Source organism: uncultured Bradyrhizobium sp., from assembly GCF_936943645.1.
In the GTDB taxonomy this organism is placed as follows: domain Bacteria; phylum Pseudomonadota; class Alphaproteobacteria; order Rhizobiales; family Xanthobacteraceae; genus Bradyrhizobium.
In genome coordinates, this window is sequence record NZ_CAKZJO010000017.1 from 1 (window position 1) to 13,530 (window position 13,530).

Annotated in this window: 15 protein-coding genes and 1 riboswitch; of the genes, 9 read left to right on the forward strand and 6 right to left on the reverse strand. The window is 65.2% G+C overall.

Going from position 1 to position 13,530, the window contains the following annotated elements; all coding sequences use genetic code 11:
• Window positions 1-85: 85 nt before the first annotated feature.
• Window positions 86-337 (reverse strand): accessory factor UbiK family protein, encoded by a 252-nt coding sequence (locus tag Q0743_RS02105; RefSeq protein WP_007596812.1) that lies wholly within the window; start codon window positions 335-337, stop codon window positions 86-88.
• A 178-nt stretch (window positions 338-515) separates the two neighbouring features.
• Here Q0743_RS02105 and Q0743_RS02110 point away from each other — a divergent pair, with 178 nt between their 5' ends.
• The 6 genes from Q0743_RS02110 (at window position 516) to Q0743_RS02135 (ending at window position 5,878) form a co-directional block, all read left to right on the forward strand.
• A complete protein-coding gene (locus Q0743_RS02110) occupies window positions 516-1,247 on the forward strand; it encodes a dienelactone hydrolase family protein (RefSeq protein ID WP_298239940.1) in 732 nt (243 codons plus the stop codon).
• A gap of 14 nt (window positions 1,248-1,261) precedes the next feature.
• The gene (gene lgt / locus Q0743_RS02115; protein WP_298239941.1) at window positions 1,262-2,104 is read left to right on the forward strand and encodes a prolipoprotein diacylglyceryl transferase; all 843 of its coding nucleotides are present in this window, start codon (window positions 1,262-1,264) and stop codon (window positions 2,102-2,104) included.
• Window positions 2,105-2,125: 21 nt separating this feature from the next.
• Complete coding sequence (locus Q0743_RS02120; RefSeq protein ID WP_298239942.1) at window positions 2,126-3,241, forward strand: SAM-dependent methyltransferase; 1,116 nt, start codon at window positions 2,126-2,128, stop codon at window positions 3,239-3,241.
• A complete protein-coding gene (pgeF, locus tag Q0743_RS02125; protein WP_298239943.1) occupies window positions 3,241-4,008 on the forward strand; it encodes a peptidoglycan editing factor PgeF in 768 nt (255 codons plus the stop codon). Before Q0743_RS02120 ends, pgeF begins: the two co-directional genes overlap by 1 nt.
• Window positions 4,009-4,123: 115 nt before the next feature.
• Window positions 4,124-4,732, forward strand: coding sequence for a hypothetical protein (locus Q0743_RS02130; RefSeq protein ID WP_298239944.1), 609 nt, complete (start codon window positions 4,124-4,126; stop codon window positions 4,730-4,732).
• Between the two features lie 192 nt (window positions 4,733-4,924).
• The gene (locus Q0743_RS02135; RefSeq protein WP_298239945.1) at window positions 4,925-5,878 is read left to right on the forward strand and encodes a ribose-phosphate pyrophosphokinase; all 954 of its coding nucleotides are present in this window, start codon (window positions 4,925-4,927) and stop codon (window positions 5,876-5,878) included.
• Window positions 5,879-5,995: 117 nt separating this feature from the next.
• Here Q0743_RS02135 and Q0743_RS02140 read toward each other — a convergent pair whose 3' ends face one another.
• On the reverse strand, window positions 5,996-6,568 hold the full coding sequence (locus Q0743_RS02140; RefSeq protein WP_298239946.1) for a 6,7-dimethyl-8-ribityllumazine synthase: 573 nt from the start codon (window positions 6,566-6,568) through the stop codon (window positions 5,996-5,998).
• 78 nt (window positions 6,569-6,646) lie between these two features.
• Window positions 6,647-6,805, reverse strand: a riboswitch (FMN riboswitch).
• Between the two features lie 426 nt (window positions 6,806-7,231).
• On the opposite strand from Q0743_RS02140, the gene Q0743_RS02145 reads away from it, so the two are divergent.
• The 3 genes from Q0743_RS02145 to Q0743_RS02155 all read left to right on the forward strand — a co-directional run bounded on the left by Q0743_RS02145 (window position 7,232) and on the right by Q0743_RS02155 (window position 10,195).
• Window positions 7,232-7,732, forward strand: a complete 501-nt coding sequence (locus Q0743_RS02145; protein ID WP_298239947.1) for a YbjN domain-containing protein — start codon at window positions 7,232-7,234, stop codon at window positions 7,730-7,732.
• Window positions 7,733-7,937: 205 nt separating this feature from the next.
• Window positions 7,938-8,762 (forward strand): pyrroline-5-carboxylate reductase, encoded by an 825-nt coding sequence (proC, locus tag Q0743_RS02150; RefSeq protein WP_298239948.1) that lies wholly within the window; start codon window positions 7,938-7,940, stop codon window positions 8,760-8,762.
• A gap of 80 nt (window positions 8,763-8,842) precedes the next feature.
• The gene (locus Q0743_RS02155) at window positions 8,843-10,195 is read left to right on the forward strand and encodes a flagellar biosynthesis protein FlgA (RefSeq protein ID WP_298239949.1); all 1,353 of its coding nucleotides are present in this window, start codon (window positions 8,843-8,845) and stop codon (window positions 10,193-10,195) included.
• A gap of 54 nt (window positions 10,196-10,249) precedes the next feature.
• Here the strand turns inward: Q0743_RS02155 and Q0743_RS02160 are convergent, their stop codons facing one another.
• From Q0743_RS02160 to Q0743_RS02175, 4 genes are all read right to left on the reverse strand, one after another.
• Complete coding sequence (locus Q0743_RS02160) at window positions 10,250-10,642, reverse strand: hotdog domain-containing protein (protein ID WP_298239950.1); 393 nt, start codon at window positions 10,640-10,642, stop codon at window positions 10,250-10,252.
• Between the two features lie 201 nt (window positions 10,643-10,843).
• Window positions 10,844-11,089, reverse strand: a complete 246-nt coding sequence (locus Q0743_RS02165; protein WP_298239953.1) for a tautomerase family protein — start codon at window positions 11,087-11,089, stop codon at window positions 10,844-10,846.
• A 55-nt stretch (window positions 11,090-11,144) separates the two neighbouring features.
• A complete protein-coding gene (hisS, locus tag Q0743_RS02170) occupies window positions 11,145-12,665 on the reverse strand; it encodes a histidine--tRNA ligase (RefSeq protein ID WP_298239951.1) in 1,521 nt (506 codons plus the stop codon).
• Between the two features lie 102 nt (window positions 12,666-12,767).
• Window positions 12,768-13,292, reverse strand: coding sequence for a DUF2314 domain-containing protein (locus Q0743_RS02175; RefSeq protein ID WP_298239952.1), 525 nt, complete (start codon window positions 13,290-13,292; stop codon window positions 12,768-12,770).
• Window positions 13,293-13,530: the final 238 nt, after the last annotated feature.

Here is a 13,530-nt window from a genome sequence, read left to right on the forward strand (position 1 = left end):
CATCCATCAACCAGAACGGCCTTCCGAAAAGGATGGATGGCCGGGTCAAGCCCGGCCATGACGAATCGAGGGAGCCTCGCCGGCCTCAGCCCCCGAGCTTGGCCTCCAGCGCCGCAATGCGCGCCTTCAGGGCCTCGTTCTCCTCACGCGCTAAGCGGGCCATGTCCTTGACCGCCTCGAACTCCTCGCGCTTGACCAAATCCATGTCGCGCAGGAATTTCTCGGCCTGGGTCCGCATGACCGTGTCGAACTCGCGCTTGACGCCCTGGGCGGCACCGGCGGCGTCGTTCATCAGGCGGCCGATCTCGTCGAAAAACCGGTTGTTGGTCTGGGTCATGTCGGCCTCCAGGCAGCTCAGATAAACTTCGCGCGAACGCTCGGAAAGACAATGGCAATCCGGGCCGAACGGTTCAAGTGCGAAGCGGCGGTATCCTTGTCATGAACCGGTTTCCTTGCAATCGTATTCGACGTCCCTGCATAAGAAGAATCACAAGGCGCAAGTAAGGATCGAACGGATGATCGACCAGCAGATTGCGATCCCGACCAAGGACGGCCACACAGCAACCTTCATCAGCCATCCCGAACGCGGCGGGCCGTTTCCGGTCATCCTGTTCTACATGGACGCGCCGGCGATCCGCGAAGAGCTGCGCGACATGGCGCGCCGGCTCGCGACATCAGGCTATTACGTGATGCTGCCGAACCTCTATTACCGCTCCGGCGTGATGGAGCTCGGCGCACTGCCGGCGGATCCGAACGCGCCGGAGCGCAAGCGCATGTTCGAGCTGATGGGCTCGCTCACGATTCCCATGATCATGGACGACACGCGCGCGCTGCTCGCCTACGCCGAGGGCCAGGCGGCCGCGAACACTGAAATCGTCGGCACCGTCGGCTATTGCATGAGCGGACGCTATGCCGTCAACGCCGCCACGCATTTCCCCGCCAGCGTCAAGGCGGCCGCCTCGATCTACGGCGTGCAGCTCGCGACCGATCAGGACGACAGCCCGCATCTCGCAGCAAGCAAGACCAAGGCCGAGCTCTATTTCGCCTGCGCCGAGACCGACATCTACGCGCCGCCGGAAATCATCGAGAAGGTCAAAGCGGGCATGGAGGGCGCGAAAGCCGAGGTCGAAATCTATCCCGGCACCCATCACGGCTTCGCCTTCCCCAAGCGCCCGGCCTACGACCGCGACGCCGCCGAACGGCATTGGGAACGCCTGCTGGCGCTCTATCGCCGCAATCTCGTCTAGATATAGAAAGCGTGATGCCCTTCCTGCTCATCGACTTTCCATCGTTCAGCCCGATCGCATTCGAGATCGGACCGCTCGCGGTCCGCTGGTACGCGCTCGGCTATATCTGCGGCATCACGTTCGGCTGGCTCTATGCCCGCGCCCTGATCAAGAACGACAGGCTATGGAGCACGTCGTCGCCGATCAGCCTGGTGCAGATCGACGACTTCATCCTGTGGGTGACGCTCGGCATCATCATCGGCGGCCGCACGGGTTACGTGCTGTTCTACAATCTGCCCTTCTTCATCGAGCATCCCGCGGCCATCTTCAAATTGTGGGAAGGCGGCATGTCGTTCCACGGCGGCTTCCTCGGCTGCGTCGTCGCGGTGATGGGGTTCGCCCGCGTGAACGGCATCTCGATCCTGTCGCTCGGCGACATCACCTGCGGCGTTGCGCCGATCGGGATCTTCCTGGTGCGGCTGACCAACTTCATCAATGGCGAGCTGTGGGGCCGCGCTGCCGATCCCGGCCTGCCCTGGGCCATGATCTTCCCGACCGGCGGTAACGTGCCGCGCCATCCGAGCCAGCTCTACGAAGCCGGCATGGAGGGCTTCCTGCTGTTCGTCGTGCTCGCGGTGATGATCCGCCGCGGCGCCTTGAAGCGCCCGGGGCTGATCCTCGGCAGCTTCATCCTGATCTACGGCCTGACGCGGATCATCGGCGAGCATTTCCGCGAACCGGACGTGCAGCTCGGCTACCTCTGGGGCGGGTTAACCATGGGCATGCTGCTGTCGATCCCGATGCTTATCGTCGGCCTCATACTTATTGTATTGGCAGTCAGGCGCGGTGCGCCGAAGCCCGTCGGGGCTATCAATTAGTTCATTTCGAGAAGACAGATCGTGACCGACCAGCCGCTACTGAACGAGATCAAGGCGCTGATCAAAGCCTCGGGCCCGATGCCGGTCTGGCGCTACATGGAACTGTGCCTGATGCATCCGCGCTTCGGCTATTACGTCTCGCGCGATCCGCTCGGACGTGAGGGCGACTTCACCACGGCGCCCGAGGTCAGCCAGATGTTCGGCGAGCTCTTAGGGTTGTGGACCGCCTCGGTGTGGAAGCAGATGGGCTCGCCGCAATTCCTGCGGCTGATCGAGCTCGGTCCCGGCCGCGGCACCATGATGGCGGATGCGCTGCGCGCGCTTCGCGTGCTGCCGCCGCTCTACCAGGCGCTCCACATCCACATGGTCGAGGTCAATCCCGTGCTGCGCGAGCGGCAGGGTGCGACGCTGTCGGCGGTGCGCAACATCTCCTGGCACGACAGCATCGACGACGTGCCTGATGGCCCGAGCATCATCCTCGCCAACGAATATTTCGACGTGCTGCCGATTCATCAGATGGTCCGCCACGAGAACGGCTGGCACGAGCGCGTGATCGAGATCGACGGCAACGGAAAGCTTCAGTTCGGCGCGGCTCCGGAGCCGACGCCGCGCTTCGACGTGCTGCTGCCGCCCTTGGTGCGCGCCGCACCCATCGGCGCCGTGTTCGAATGGCGGCCCGACGGCGAGATCATGAAGCTCGCCACGCGCGTGCGCGACCAGGACGGCGCGGCGCTGATCATCGACTACGGCCATCTGCGCAGCGATGCCGGCGACACCTTTCAGGCCATTGCGCGCCACACCTTCGCCGATCCCCTGAAGGCACCGGGCCAGGCCGACGTCACCGCCCATGTCGACTTCCAGGCACTGGCGCGCGCAGCCGAGGATGTCGGGGCGCGCGTGCACGGGCCGGTGACGCAAGGCGACTTCCTCAAGCGCATCGGCATCGACACGAGGGCCGCCGCCCTGATGCAGAAGGCAACGCCGGAAGTCGGCACCGACATTTCGATCGCCCTCAAGCGCTTGACGGACACCGGTCGCAGCGGCATGGGCTCGATGTTCAAGGTGCTCGGCATCTCCGAGCCGCGGCTGACCGGCATTGCCGGCCTCAGCGATCTCGAACAGGCCGGAGGCAATTGATGACCCTCACCTCGTCGCTGCTGTCGGCGGTGCCCGGCCTGCGCCACGCCTTCTTCACCCGCGAAGGCGGCGTCTCCAGCGGCATCTATTCTGCGCTGAACGGCGGGCTCGGCTCCAGCGACGACCAGGGCCTCGTCGCGGAGAACCGCCGCCGCATGGCCGAGCATGTCGGCGTCGCGGCGGACCGTTTCCTCAGCCTGCACCAGATCCACTCGCCCGACGTGCGCGTTGCTGAGACGCCATGGCCGAGCGGGCCGCGGCCGAAGGGCGATGCACTGGTGACGAAAACACCCGGCATCGCGCTCGGCGTCTCCACCGCCGATTGCGGACCGGTGCTGTTCGTCGATCCCCAGGCGCGCGTGATCGGCGGCGCGCATGCCGGCTGGAAGGGCGCGCTATCAGGCGTGCTGGAGGCAACGATATCAGCAATGGAAAAGCTCGGCGCCACGCGCGGCGGCATCATCGCCGCGATCGGCCCCTTGATCCAGCAGGACAGCTACGAGGTCGGCAACGAGTTCGCGGCGCGCTTCATCGAGGCGGATGCGGACAATTCGATGTTCTTCATCCCGTCGGTGCGGGAGGGACATGCGATGTTCGATCTCGCCGGCTTCATTCGCAAGCGGCTGGAAGCTGCCGGCATCCTGATGATCGACGATCTCGGCCTCGACACCTATGCCGACGAACGCTTCTTCAGCTATCGCCGCTCGGTGCATCGCAAGGAGCCGGATTACGGCCGCCACGTTCACGCCATCGCGCTCGAAGCGTGAACACACCGGCAACATCAGCGATCGTCATTCCGGGGTGCATAGACACGACGGCGGTGTGTTGTGTCGCCCCTGCCCTAGACCTTAATCGATTTTAACGATATCGCTGCCCTCCATAATGAGGGACGCGTCAATCATCCTGGGCCGTGCGGGTTCGCGCGTGCTGGCGGTCATGCTGCTGGCGGCCTCAGCCGCGCTCGGCGGCTGCGCCGGTGGCGGCGGCGCTGCCAATTCCTACGCGATGGCGCCGAGCACCGGCTCAGGCGCGACGGTCGCCTTCGAATCGATCGACGGCCCACCGCCGCAGGTGTTCGACCGCATGGTCGGCGTGCTCGACAGCGAATCCAAGCTGCGTAGCCTGTCCGTGGTCTCCCGCGAGGGAACGGCTGCCTATCGCGTGCGCAGCTATCTCTCCGCCCAGGTCGTGCGCGGCAAGACCGTGATCGCCTGGGTCTGGGACGTCTACGACGCCAACCAGCAGCGGGCGCTGCGCCTGTCCGGGGAGGAACCGACCTCGGCCAAGGGCGGCCGCGATCCCTGGAACGCGGCTGACGACCTCGTGCTACGGAAGATCGCCCAGGCCGGATTCAGCGGACTTTCCAACATGATCAACGGAACGCCGGATGCGCCGGGCACGGCGCCTGGCCTGCGAGGCCCCGCGGTGGCGAGCTCCGTTCCGATCGCGTCGGAGATGCCGGCCTCGGCGCTCGGCTATGCCGAGCAATAACCCCCGCTAAACCACGGCCTCAAGTTGCGGCCAAGCCGTTGGCCCGACTCAGGATTTTCAAAGGGAAAACGTAGCATCCCGGGTTGCCATCGCGGCCCTCGGCCTGATATTTCCTCGCCCGTCGTAACCGTGCTTCCAGTGGGATCTGAGATGTTGAACGTCGTATCCAGCAAAGCGCGGGAGGAAGCGTCCATGTCGGCCAAGAACGGCTCCATCAAGCTCGTCGCCGGCAATTCCAATCCGGCTCTCGCCCAAGCCATCGCGCAAGGGCTCGACCTGCCGCTGACCAAGGCGGTCGTGCGGCGCTTCGCCGACATGGAGATCTTCGTCGAGATCCAGGAAAACGTCCGCGGGTCGGATGCCTTCATCATCCAGTCGACCTCGTTCCCCGCGAACGACCATCTGATGGAATTGCTGATCATCACCGACGCGCTGCGCCGCTCCTCGGCGCGCCGCATCACCGCGGTGCTGCCCTATTTCGGCTACGCAAGGCAGGACCGGAAATCGGGTTCGCGCACGCCGATCTCGGCCAAGCTCGTCGCCAATCTGATCACGCAGGCCGGTGTCGACCGTGTCATGACGCTCGACCTGCACGCCGGCCAGATCCAGGGCTTCTTCGACATCCCGACCGACAATCTCTACGCGGCGCCGCTGATGGTGCGCGACATCAAGGACAAGTTCGACCTCTCCAAGACGATGGTGATCTCGCCTGACGTCGGCGGCGTGGCCCGCGCGCGCGGCCTTGCCAAGCGCATCAACACCCCGCTCGCGATCGTCGACAAGCGCCGCGAGCGCGCGGGCGAGTCCGAGGTCATGAACGTGATCGGCGACGTCGCCGGCTACACCTGCATCCTGATCGACGACATCGTCGATTCCGGCGGCACGCTGGTGAACGCGGCCGACGCGCTGATCGCCAAGGGCGCCAAGGACGTCTACGCCTACATCACCCATGGCGTGCTCTCCGGCGGCGCGGCCGCCCGCATCACCAATTCCCGGCTGAAGGAGCTCGTGATCACCGACTCAATTCTGCCGACCGATGCGGTGACCAAGGCGCCGAACATCCGCACCCTGCCGATCGCCAGCCTGATCTCGGACGCGATCGCGCGCACCGCGGCCGAAGAGTCGGTCTCGAGCCTGTTCGACTGATTTCCAAACCGAAAGGTCTCGTAGGGTGGGCAGAGGCGCAAAGCGCCGTGCCCACCTTTTTTCATTTGCGAGAGAAGGTGGGCACGCTTGCGCTTTGCCCACCCTACGGCAGCCTGCCTACCCCACGATCCCCGCCGCGACCTGGCCGCGCAGGCGCTCAAGTCCCAGCAACGTCTCGGCACAGGCAGCCGCCACCTCGACGCCCTTGATCGCAAAGTGCCTGCGGAAGAAGTCGTAGTGCACCTCGGTCTCGTGGAATTGCTGCGGTGTCAGCACGGCCGAGAACACCGGCACCTCGGTGCGCAGCTGCACGTCCATCAGCGCCTTGATCACGGTGTCGGCGACGAACTCGTGGCGATAGATGCCGCCGTCGACGACGAGGCCGGCCGCGACGATCGCGGTGTAGCGCCGGGTCTTGGCCAGGACCTGCGCATGTAGCGGGATCTCGAACGAGCCCGGCACCTCGAACACATCGACATGGGTGAGGTGGCGCGCCTCGGCTTCCTTGATGAAGGCGATGCGGGCTTCCTCGACCACGTCGCGGTGCCAGCAGGCCTGCACGAAAGCCACCCGCTGCGGCTTCGCGAAGCGCGGGTGCTCGGTCGCGGGTCCTCGCGGAACCGGCGGCTGGAGGGGTTCAGTTTCGGCTTTGGAAGCTTCGGCTTGGGGATCTTGCAACATCTGATTCATGGCTTTCCTCGGTTTAAGGACCAGAATCAGGGCACACGGAACGACAAACGGCCGCATCCTCACGATGCGTCCGCCACCGACCGTTCTCTTTCATCCGGACTTTAACCGTCGGCTTCGGAGTTGCACCGAATCTGCTGACCCTTCCCTTCGGGAGATCCCTTGAGGAAGGCGCTCGCGGGCTTGGGCCTTTCGGCCCTTACCGCCGGTGGGGACTTTCACCCCGCCCTGAGAACATCGGCCGTCCGGAATGAACGGCCTGGCAGGAAATATGCAGCCGGCGAACCGGCGCGGCAAGCGTGTTCCGCATGGGTAAACCGCATGGTCCCATGCCCGGGCTGCGGTTCGGCCCTCGCACGGCGGAATTAGCGATCGGCGCCGGCGGGCGTTTTCGATTCCGATTTGTTCTTCCCGTTAAGAATTGTGGCGGAGATGAGCTGTGGACGAACGAGTCCTGGCTTGTGGACGGACTCGGGACCCCGTTGCGCAGATTCCGCAAATCACATCACTTGATCCGCGACAGGCCCGCGTTGATCCGAGGATCGCAAGACTCCAAGGAGATCGCAAAGGCAACTCCGAGGGGACGCCGTAGCGACGTTTAGGGAGCGCGCCGGGCCCAACCGCGTGCGTATCAAGGACAACAAGAAGGCAAGAGGTCGAGACGGCATGTCCCTGCTCGAAAGCACTATCGATTCCAAAAGCCATCCGCTCGCGGTGGTCGAGGATATCGCTGCCAGCAATAACTGGCCGTTCGAACGCTCCGGCGAAGACGAACTCACGATTGTCTCGAAGGGACAATGGACCGACTACCAGCTCTCCTTCACCTGGATGGGCGAGATCGAGGCGCTGCACCTGGCCTGCGCCTTCGACATGAAGATTCCGCTCGCGCGCCGCGGCGAGGTGCAGCGGCTCGTCGCTGCGGTCAACGAGCAGCTGTGGGTCGGCCATTTCGATCTGTGGACCAACAGCGGAATGATCATGCACCGCCAGGCGCTGGTGCTGCCGGGTGGGCTGACCGCCTCGACCGCGCAATGCGAGGCCATGCTGGCCGGCGCCATCCACGCCTGCGAGCGCTATTTCCCCGCGTTCCAGTTCGTGGTGTGGGCCGGCAAGACCACCGCGCAAGCCATGGACGCGGCGATGTTCGATACGGTCGGAGAGGCGTAGGGCTCGCAATGCATGGGGGAGCCGCAGCTCCCTCCCTACGTCATCCCGGACAAGCGCGCCCAAAGCGCGCGCCGATCCGGGATCCATACTGCGTGATGTCTCTTGTGACACGCGGCTTGTTGCCAACACCTCGATCCACTAGAACCGCCTGTGGTTATGGATCCCCGCCTTCGCGGGGATGACGCCTGAGTGTGTGGCAACGGCGATGGCAAACAATCCCCTCCAAAACATCACCGGCACCATCCTCCTCGCCGGCGCCGGCAAGATGGGCGGCGCGATGCTGACCGGATGGCTGGCGGGCGGACTCGATCCGCGCCGCGTCGCCGTGATCGATCCGCACATCTCGCCCGAGATCACCGCGCTCGCCGCCAAGGGTATCGCGCTCAATCCCGATGCCGCCACGGTCGGCACGGTCGAGACGCTGGTCGTCGCGGTGAAGCCGCAGATGTTCCGCGAGGCCGGCGCGAAGCTGAAATCGTTCGTCTCGGACAAGACGTCGGTGGTATCCATCATGGCGGGAACCACGATCACATCGCTTCAGGAGGTCTGCGGCGGCGCCGTGGTGCGCGCGATGCCGAACACACCGGCCGCGATCGGCCGCGGCATCACCGTTGCCGTCGCGGCGAACAACGTCAGCGCCGCGCAGCGCGCGGTGGCCGATGCGCTGCTGCGCGCGACCGGCTCGGTCGAATGGGTCGAGGATGAAGGCCTGATGGACGCGGTGACCGCCGTTTCCGGCTCGGGGCCAGCCTATATATTCCTGCTCGCCGAGGAGCTCGCCCGCGCCGGTGTCGAGGCGGGCCTGCCCGAAGCGCTGGCGACCAAGCTTGCGCGCGAAACCGTTGCCGGCTCCGGCGAGCTGCTGCACCAGTCGGAGCTGCCCTCCGCCACGCTGCGCCAGAACGTCACCTCGCCCGGCGGCACCACCGCCGCAGCGCTCGGCGTGCTGATGGGCGAGCCGGGCCTGCGCGACCTCATGATCCGCGCGATCGCCGCCGCGACGAAGCGATCGAAGGAATTGGCGAAGTAGGCAGAGAGCGCTTCGGCCCCGGCCTCCGGGGCAGTCCGAATGCGAGGCGATCCTGGCTGTTGTCGACGGGGAGAGCGATCGTGAACCTCTACGCAAAACTTCTCGAACGACAAGCCGGCGGTCGCCCCGTCAGGATCGGACTGATCGGGGCGGGCAAATTCGGTGCGATGTACCTTCATCAGGTTCTGCGCACACCCGGCGTCCATCTCGTCGGAATTGCCGACCTGTCGCCGTCTCGCGCCCGCGAAAACCTGAACCGCGTCGGCTGGCGCCCCGAGCAATTCGCCGCGACCTCGCTCGAGGATGCGCTCAAGAACGGCACGACCTACGTGACCGAGGACTGGGACGCGTTGATGAGGTGCGACGGCATCGAGGTGATCGCCGAGTGCACCGGCAATCCCGTCGCAGCCGTCGAACACTGCCTTGGCGCCTTTGCCAACGGCAAGCCCGTCATCAACGTGACCGTCGAGGCCGACGCCTTCTGCGGACCGATCCTCGCGCAAAGAGCAAGGCAGGCCGGCGTGATCTACAGCCTCGCCTATGGCGATCAGCCGGCCCTCGCCTGCGATCTCGTCGATTGGGCAAGAGCGTGCGGTTTCCCGGTCGTGGCGGCCGGCCGCGGCCACAAATGGCTGCCGCACTATCGGGAGTCGACGCCCGAGACGGTCTGGGACCATTGGGGCCTCACCGCCGAGCAAGCCGCGCGCGGCGGCATGAACCCGAAGATGTTCAACGCATTCCTCGACGGCTCCAAGCCGGCGATCGAATCCGCCGCGATCGCAAACGCGACCGGACTGCAGGCGCCCTCGCAAGGCCTCGCATTTCCGCCGGGATCGGTCGACGACATCCCGACGCTGATGCGTCCCCGTTCCGAGGGCGGCATCCTGGAAGCCAAGGGACAGGTCGAAGTCGTGTCCTGCCTGACGGCGGACGGCAAACCGATCCCCAACGACATCCGCAAGGGCGTCTGGGTCTGCTTCGAAGGCGACAGCGAATACATCCGCAACTGCTTCCAGGAATACAGCGTCGTCACCGATCCGAGCGGCCGCTACATGAGTTCTTACAAGAAATGGCACCTGATTGGTCTCGAGCTCGGAATTTCGGTCGCCTCGATCGCACTGCGCAAGGAGGCAACGGGGGTCGCAACGACGTTCAACGCCGATGTTGCCGCGACAGCCAAGAAAGATCTGCGCGCGGGAGATACGCTGGACGGAGAAGGCGGCTACATGGTCTTCGGCAAACTGACGCCGGCGAGCACGTCGCTCGCAAAGGGCTATTTGCCGCTCGGGCTCGCTCACAATGTGCGATTGACCAGGGCCGTCGCAAAGGATTCCTGCATCACCTGGGCCGACGTGGCGATCGACGAGACGTTGCCTGCCGTGCGCATCCGAAGGGAGCAGGAAGCGTTCTATTCGTCGCTCGGAGCGCGCTAGACGTGCTGTAGGGCGGGCACGGCGCTTTGCGTCTTTGCCGCGCCGAGTTCTTGGCTACGCCCCGAGCCGCTTGTTGAAGGTCTCGACATTGACGAGCCCGCGCGCATGGCGGCCCTCGCCGAGCTTGCGCGTGCCTTCGAACGCCTCGACCTCGAAGCGGATGACGCGGCGCTCAACCGCGACCACCTTCGCGGTGGTTCGCACCGTCGCACCGACCAGCGCCGCAGCAAGGTGGCGAATATCGACCTCGGTGCCGACGGTGACCCAGCCCGGCTGCAGCGCGACGCGGATCGCATCGCCCGCGGTCATCTCCATCTCCAGGATCATCATCGGCGTCGCGTAGACAAAAGGCATGCCGGGCACGAAATGCCCGACCGTGCGCTCGGCCGGCACCACCAGCGTGCGCTCGGCGCTCATGCCTGTCGTGATGAAGTCGCGTGCGTCCATCTTGCCTCAAACTCCGCTGTCGTCCCGGACAAGCGCGCCTTAAGCGCGCGCAGATCCGGGACCCATAACCACAGGACGTCGTGGTGTTTCGAGGACTATGAGTTACCGCTTCACCAAATAACCACTTCCTGTGGCTATGGGTCCCGGATCTGCGCTGACGCTTGTCCGGGACGACAGCGGAAATTGCCGCTACAGCCTTCGCTACTTCTTCGCCGCCGCCGCGCGCTCCACGAAGGTCTTGCCGCCCTTCATCTTGTGGCGGAGCGGGGCTTCGTTGATCTGGATGACGACGGCGTCGGCATCGACGCCGAGATTCTTGACGAGTGCCTGCGTGATGTCGCGCATCATGCCGGCCTTCTGCTCGTCGGTGCGGCCTTCGGCCATGCTGACGGTGATCTCAGGCATTGTTCTCTCCCTGTCATGGCCGGGCCTGACCCGGCCATCCATCATTCGGGAAGATGGATGCGCGGGTCAAGCCCGCGCATGACGAATGGGCGAATGGCTATCCCCACTTTACGTCATGGCGGGCCAGGACCTCGCGCACCTTCGCGACGAGATCGGCTTCGCTGCACGAGAACTGTGCCGGCCGGCTCTCGCGCCATTCCTGGTTGGAGGCGATCGCGGCCGCCGCCTTGGCGCCCTCGATCAGATCCTTGATCTGCAGCTCGCCGCGCGCCTTTTCATCCGAGCCCTGGATGATCACGCAAGGCGAGTGGCGGCGGTCGGCGTATTTGAGCTGGTTGCCCATGTTCTTGGGGTTGCCGAGATAAAGCTCGGCGCGGATGCCGGCGCTGCGCAGGGACGCCACCATCTTCTGGTAGTCGGCGACGCGGTCGCGGTCGAACACGGTGACGACGACAGGGCCGAACTCGGGCCGCGTGTCGAGCTTGCCGAGCAGCGTCAGCGCGGCCTGCAAGCGAGAGACCCCGATCGAAAAGCCGGTCGCCGGCACCGGCTCGCCGCGGAAGCGCGAGACGAGACCATCATAACGTCCGCCGCCGCCGACCGAACCGAAGCGCACGGGACGGCCCTTCTCGTCCTTGGTCTCGAGCAGTAGTTCGACCTCGTAGACGGGGCCGGTGTAATATTCGAGCCCGCGCACGACGGAGGGATCGATCTTGATGCGATCGGCACCGTAGCCGGAGGCCGTCACCAGTTTTGCGATGTCTTCCAGTTCGCTTACGCCGGCCTGACCGATCTCGCTCTTGGCGAGGTACGTCTCAGCGGCAGCAATTGCGTCTTTCCAATCGTCGCGCGGCTTGGTGATGGCGAGAACGACATCGGCTTCGGCGGCGCTCAGATTGGCGCCCTTGGTGAAGTCGCCCTTGCCTTCCTCGCCGCCATCCCAGCGTCCGGGACCGAGCAGCTTGCGCACCTCGTCGGCGGAAAATTTGTCGAGCTTGTCGATCGCGCGCAGCACGATCAGCCTGCGGCCTGCGTTCTCCTCGCCGCCGAGCCCGATGGCTTCCAGCACGCCGTCGAGCACCTTGCGGTTGTTCACCTTCACGACATAGGAGCCGCGCGCGATGCCGAGCGCCTCCATCGTGTCGGCCGCCATCATGCAGATCTCGGCGTCCGCCGCCGGCGTCGCCGAGCCGACCGTGTCGGCATCGAACTGCATGAACTGGCGGAAGCGGCCGGGGCCGGGCTTCTCGTTGCGGAAGACGTAGCCGACGCGATAGCTGCGGTAGGGCAGGACCAGCGCATCGGTGCCGTAGCGCTCGCCGACATAGCGCGCCAGTGGTGCGGTCAAATCGTAGCGCAGCGATATCCATTGCTCGTCGTCGTCCTGGAACGAGAACACGCCCTCGTTCGGACGATCCTGGTCGGGCAGGAATTTGCCGAGCGCGTCCGTGTACTCCATCGCCGGCGTCTCGACGGGTTCGAACCCGTAGAGCTCGTAAACGGCGCGGATCTTCTCGACCATCTCGCGCGTCGCCCGGATCGCGGCGGGATCGCGATCCTCGAGCCCGCGCGGCAGGCGCGCCTTCAGTTTCTGGGGCTTTTTGGGTTTTTCGGCCATGCGGGGCGTTTACCAGCCGGGGCGCGAGGCGGCAACCGCCGGCTTCTTAACCTCTCCCCGCAAGAGCGGGGCGAGGGGGTGAGAGAGCGTCCCGCGCCGCCTCTACGGCGTCTCCATCCGCGCCCGGAGCGCATCGGCATCCGCCTTGGGCAGTGACTTCAGCGTCGGCTTGATAGTCTCGCCGCCGACGATCTTGCCGTTGCGCATGAACATCCAATCCGAGATGTCGGCCTCCGTGAACTCGACCTTGTCGCCTGCCCGTTTGCCCGGCAGGTCCCGTGGCTGGTTGGCGAAGAAGCCCGAATAGCCTCCGTTCGGCAGCTTCGTCACCTCGGCGATCCAGATGTGCTCGCCCCCTTTGCGGGTATGAAAGCGTACCTTCAGGGAATGGCCCTCCTCCGACGGCTTTGGCGATGCATAGGAGGCCCAGAAGGTCGGCAGCGTGCCGCGGGCGCGCGCGATGGCGGCATTCATTTCGGGATCGGTGGTACGCACATCCACGATCGGCGAGCGGTCTTCCGCCACGACTTCCTGCGTCGGGCCGATGGTCAGGATGCCGAAAACCGAGATGCCGGTGATAGCGGCGAGAACGACCCATTTCAGGGGCTGAGAGAGTCTGGGTGCCATGATCGATGTCCGGATGCGTGAATATCTCCGGGCTTTGTCGCGGGATCGCGCCGGGGCGTTCATGGCGCCCACTCTTCGCCTCTCCCCGCGTGCGGGGAGAGGCCGGAATACGCGCAATTAGCGCGGATTCCGGGTGAGGGGGACTCTCCGCGAGTCCAACTGCCACCGCCCCCGCGGAGAGCCCCCCCTTGTATCTGCATGGCCATGATTTGTGCGATGGAAGCGACTTAGCGCCTTG

What these genes read in the sequence shown, in the direction of transcription:
- Q0743_RS02175 (WP_298239952.1), bottom strand. Translation starts at nt 13,292, where the DNA reads ATGGCACCCAGACTCTCTCAGCCCCTGAAATGGGTCGTTCTCGCCGCT.
- pgeF (WP_298239943.1), top strand. Translation starts at nt 3,241, where the DNA reads ATGACCCTCACCTCGTCGCTGCTGTCGGCGGTGCCCGGCCTGCGCCAC.
- hisS (WP_298239951.1), bottom strand. Translation starts at nt 12,665, where the DNA reads ATGGCCGAAAAACCCAAAAAGCCCCAGAAACTGAAGGCGCGCCTGCCG.
- Q0743_RS02135 (WP_298239945.1), top strand. Translation starts at nt 4,925, where the DNA reads ATGTCGGCCAAGAACGGCTCCATCAAGCTCGTCGCCGGCAATTCCAAT.
- Q0743_RS02165 (WP_298239953.1), bottom strand. Translation starts at nt 11,089, where the DNA reads ATGGATGGCCGGGTCAGGCCCGGCCATGACAGGGAGAGAACAATGCCT.
- Q0743_RS02130 (WP_298239944.1), top strand. Translation starts at nt 4,124, where the DNA reads ATGAGGGACGCGTCAATCATCCTGGGCCGTGCGGGTTCGCGCGTGCTG.
- Q0743_RS02110 (WP_298239940.1), top strand. Translation starts at nt 516, where the DNA reads ATGATCGACCAGCAGATTGCGATCCCGACCAAGGACGGCCACACAGCA.
- Q0743_RS02145 (WP_298239947.1), top strand. Translation starts at nt 7,232, where the DNA reads ATGTCCCTGCTCGAAAGCACTATCGATTCCAAAAGCCATCCGCTCGCG.
- Q0743_RS02105 (WP_007596812.1), bottom strand. Translation starts at nt 337, where the DNA reads ATGACCCAGACCAACAACCGGTTTTTCGACGAGATCGGCCGCCTGATG.
- proC (WP_298239948.1), top strand. Translation starts at nt 7,938, where the DNA reads ATGGCAAACAATCCCCTCCAAAACATCACCGGCACCATCCTCCTCGCC.
- Q0743_RS02160 (WP_298239950.1), bottom strand. Translation starts at nt 10,642, where the DNA reads ATGGACGCACGCGACTTCATCACGACAGGCATGAGCGCCGAGCGCACG.
- Q0743_RS02140 (WP_298239946.1), bottom strand. Translation starts at nt 6,568, where the DNA reads ATGAATCAGATGTTGCAAGATCCCCAAGCCGAAGCTTCCAAAGCCGAA.
- lgt (WP_298239941.1), top strand. Translation starts at nt 1,262, where the DNA reads ATGCCCTTCCTGCTCATCGACTTTCCATCGTTCAGCCCGATCGCATTC.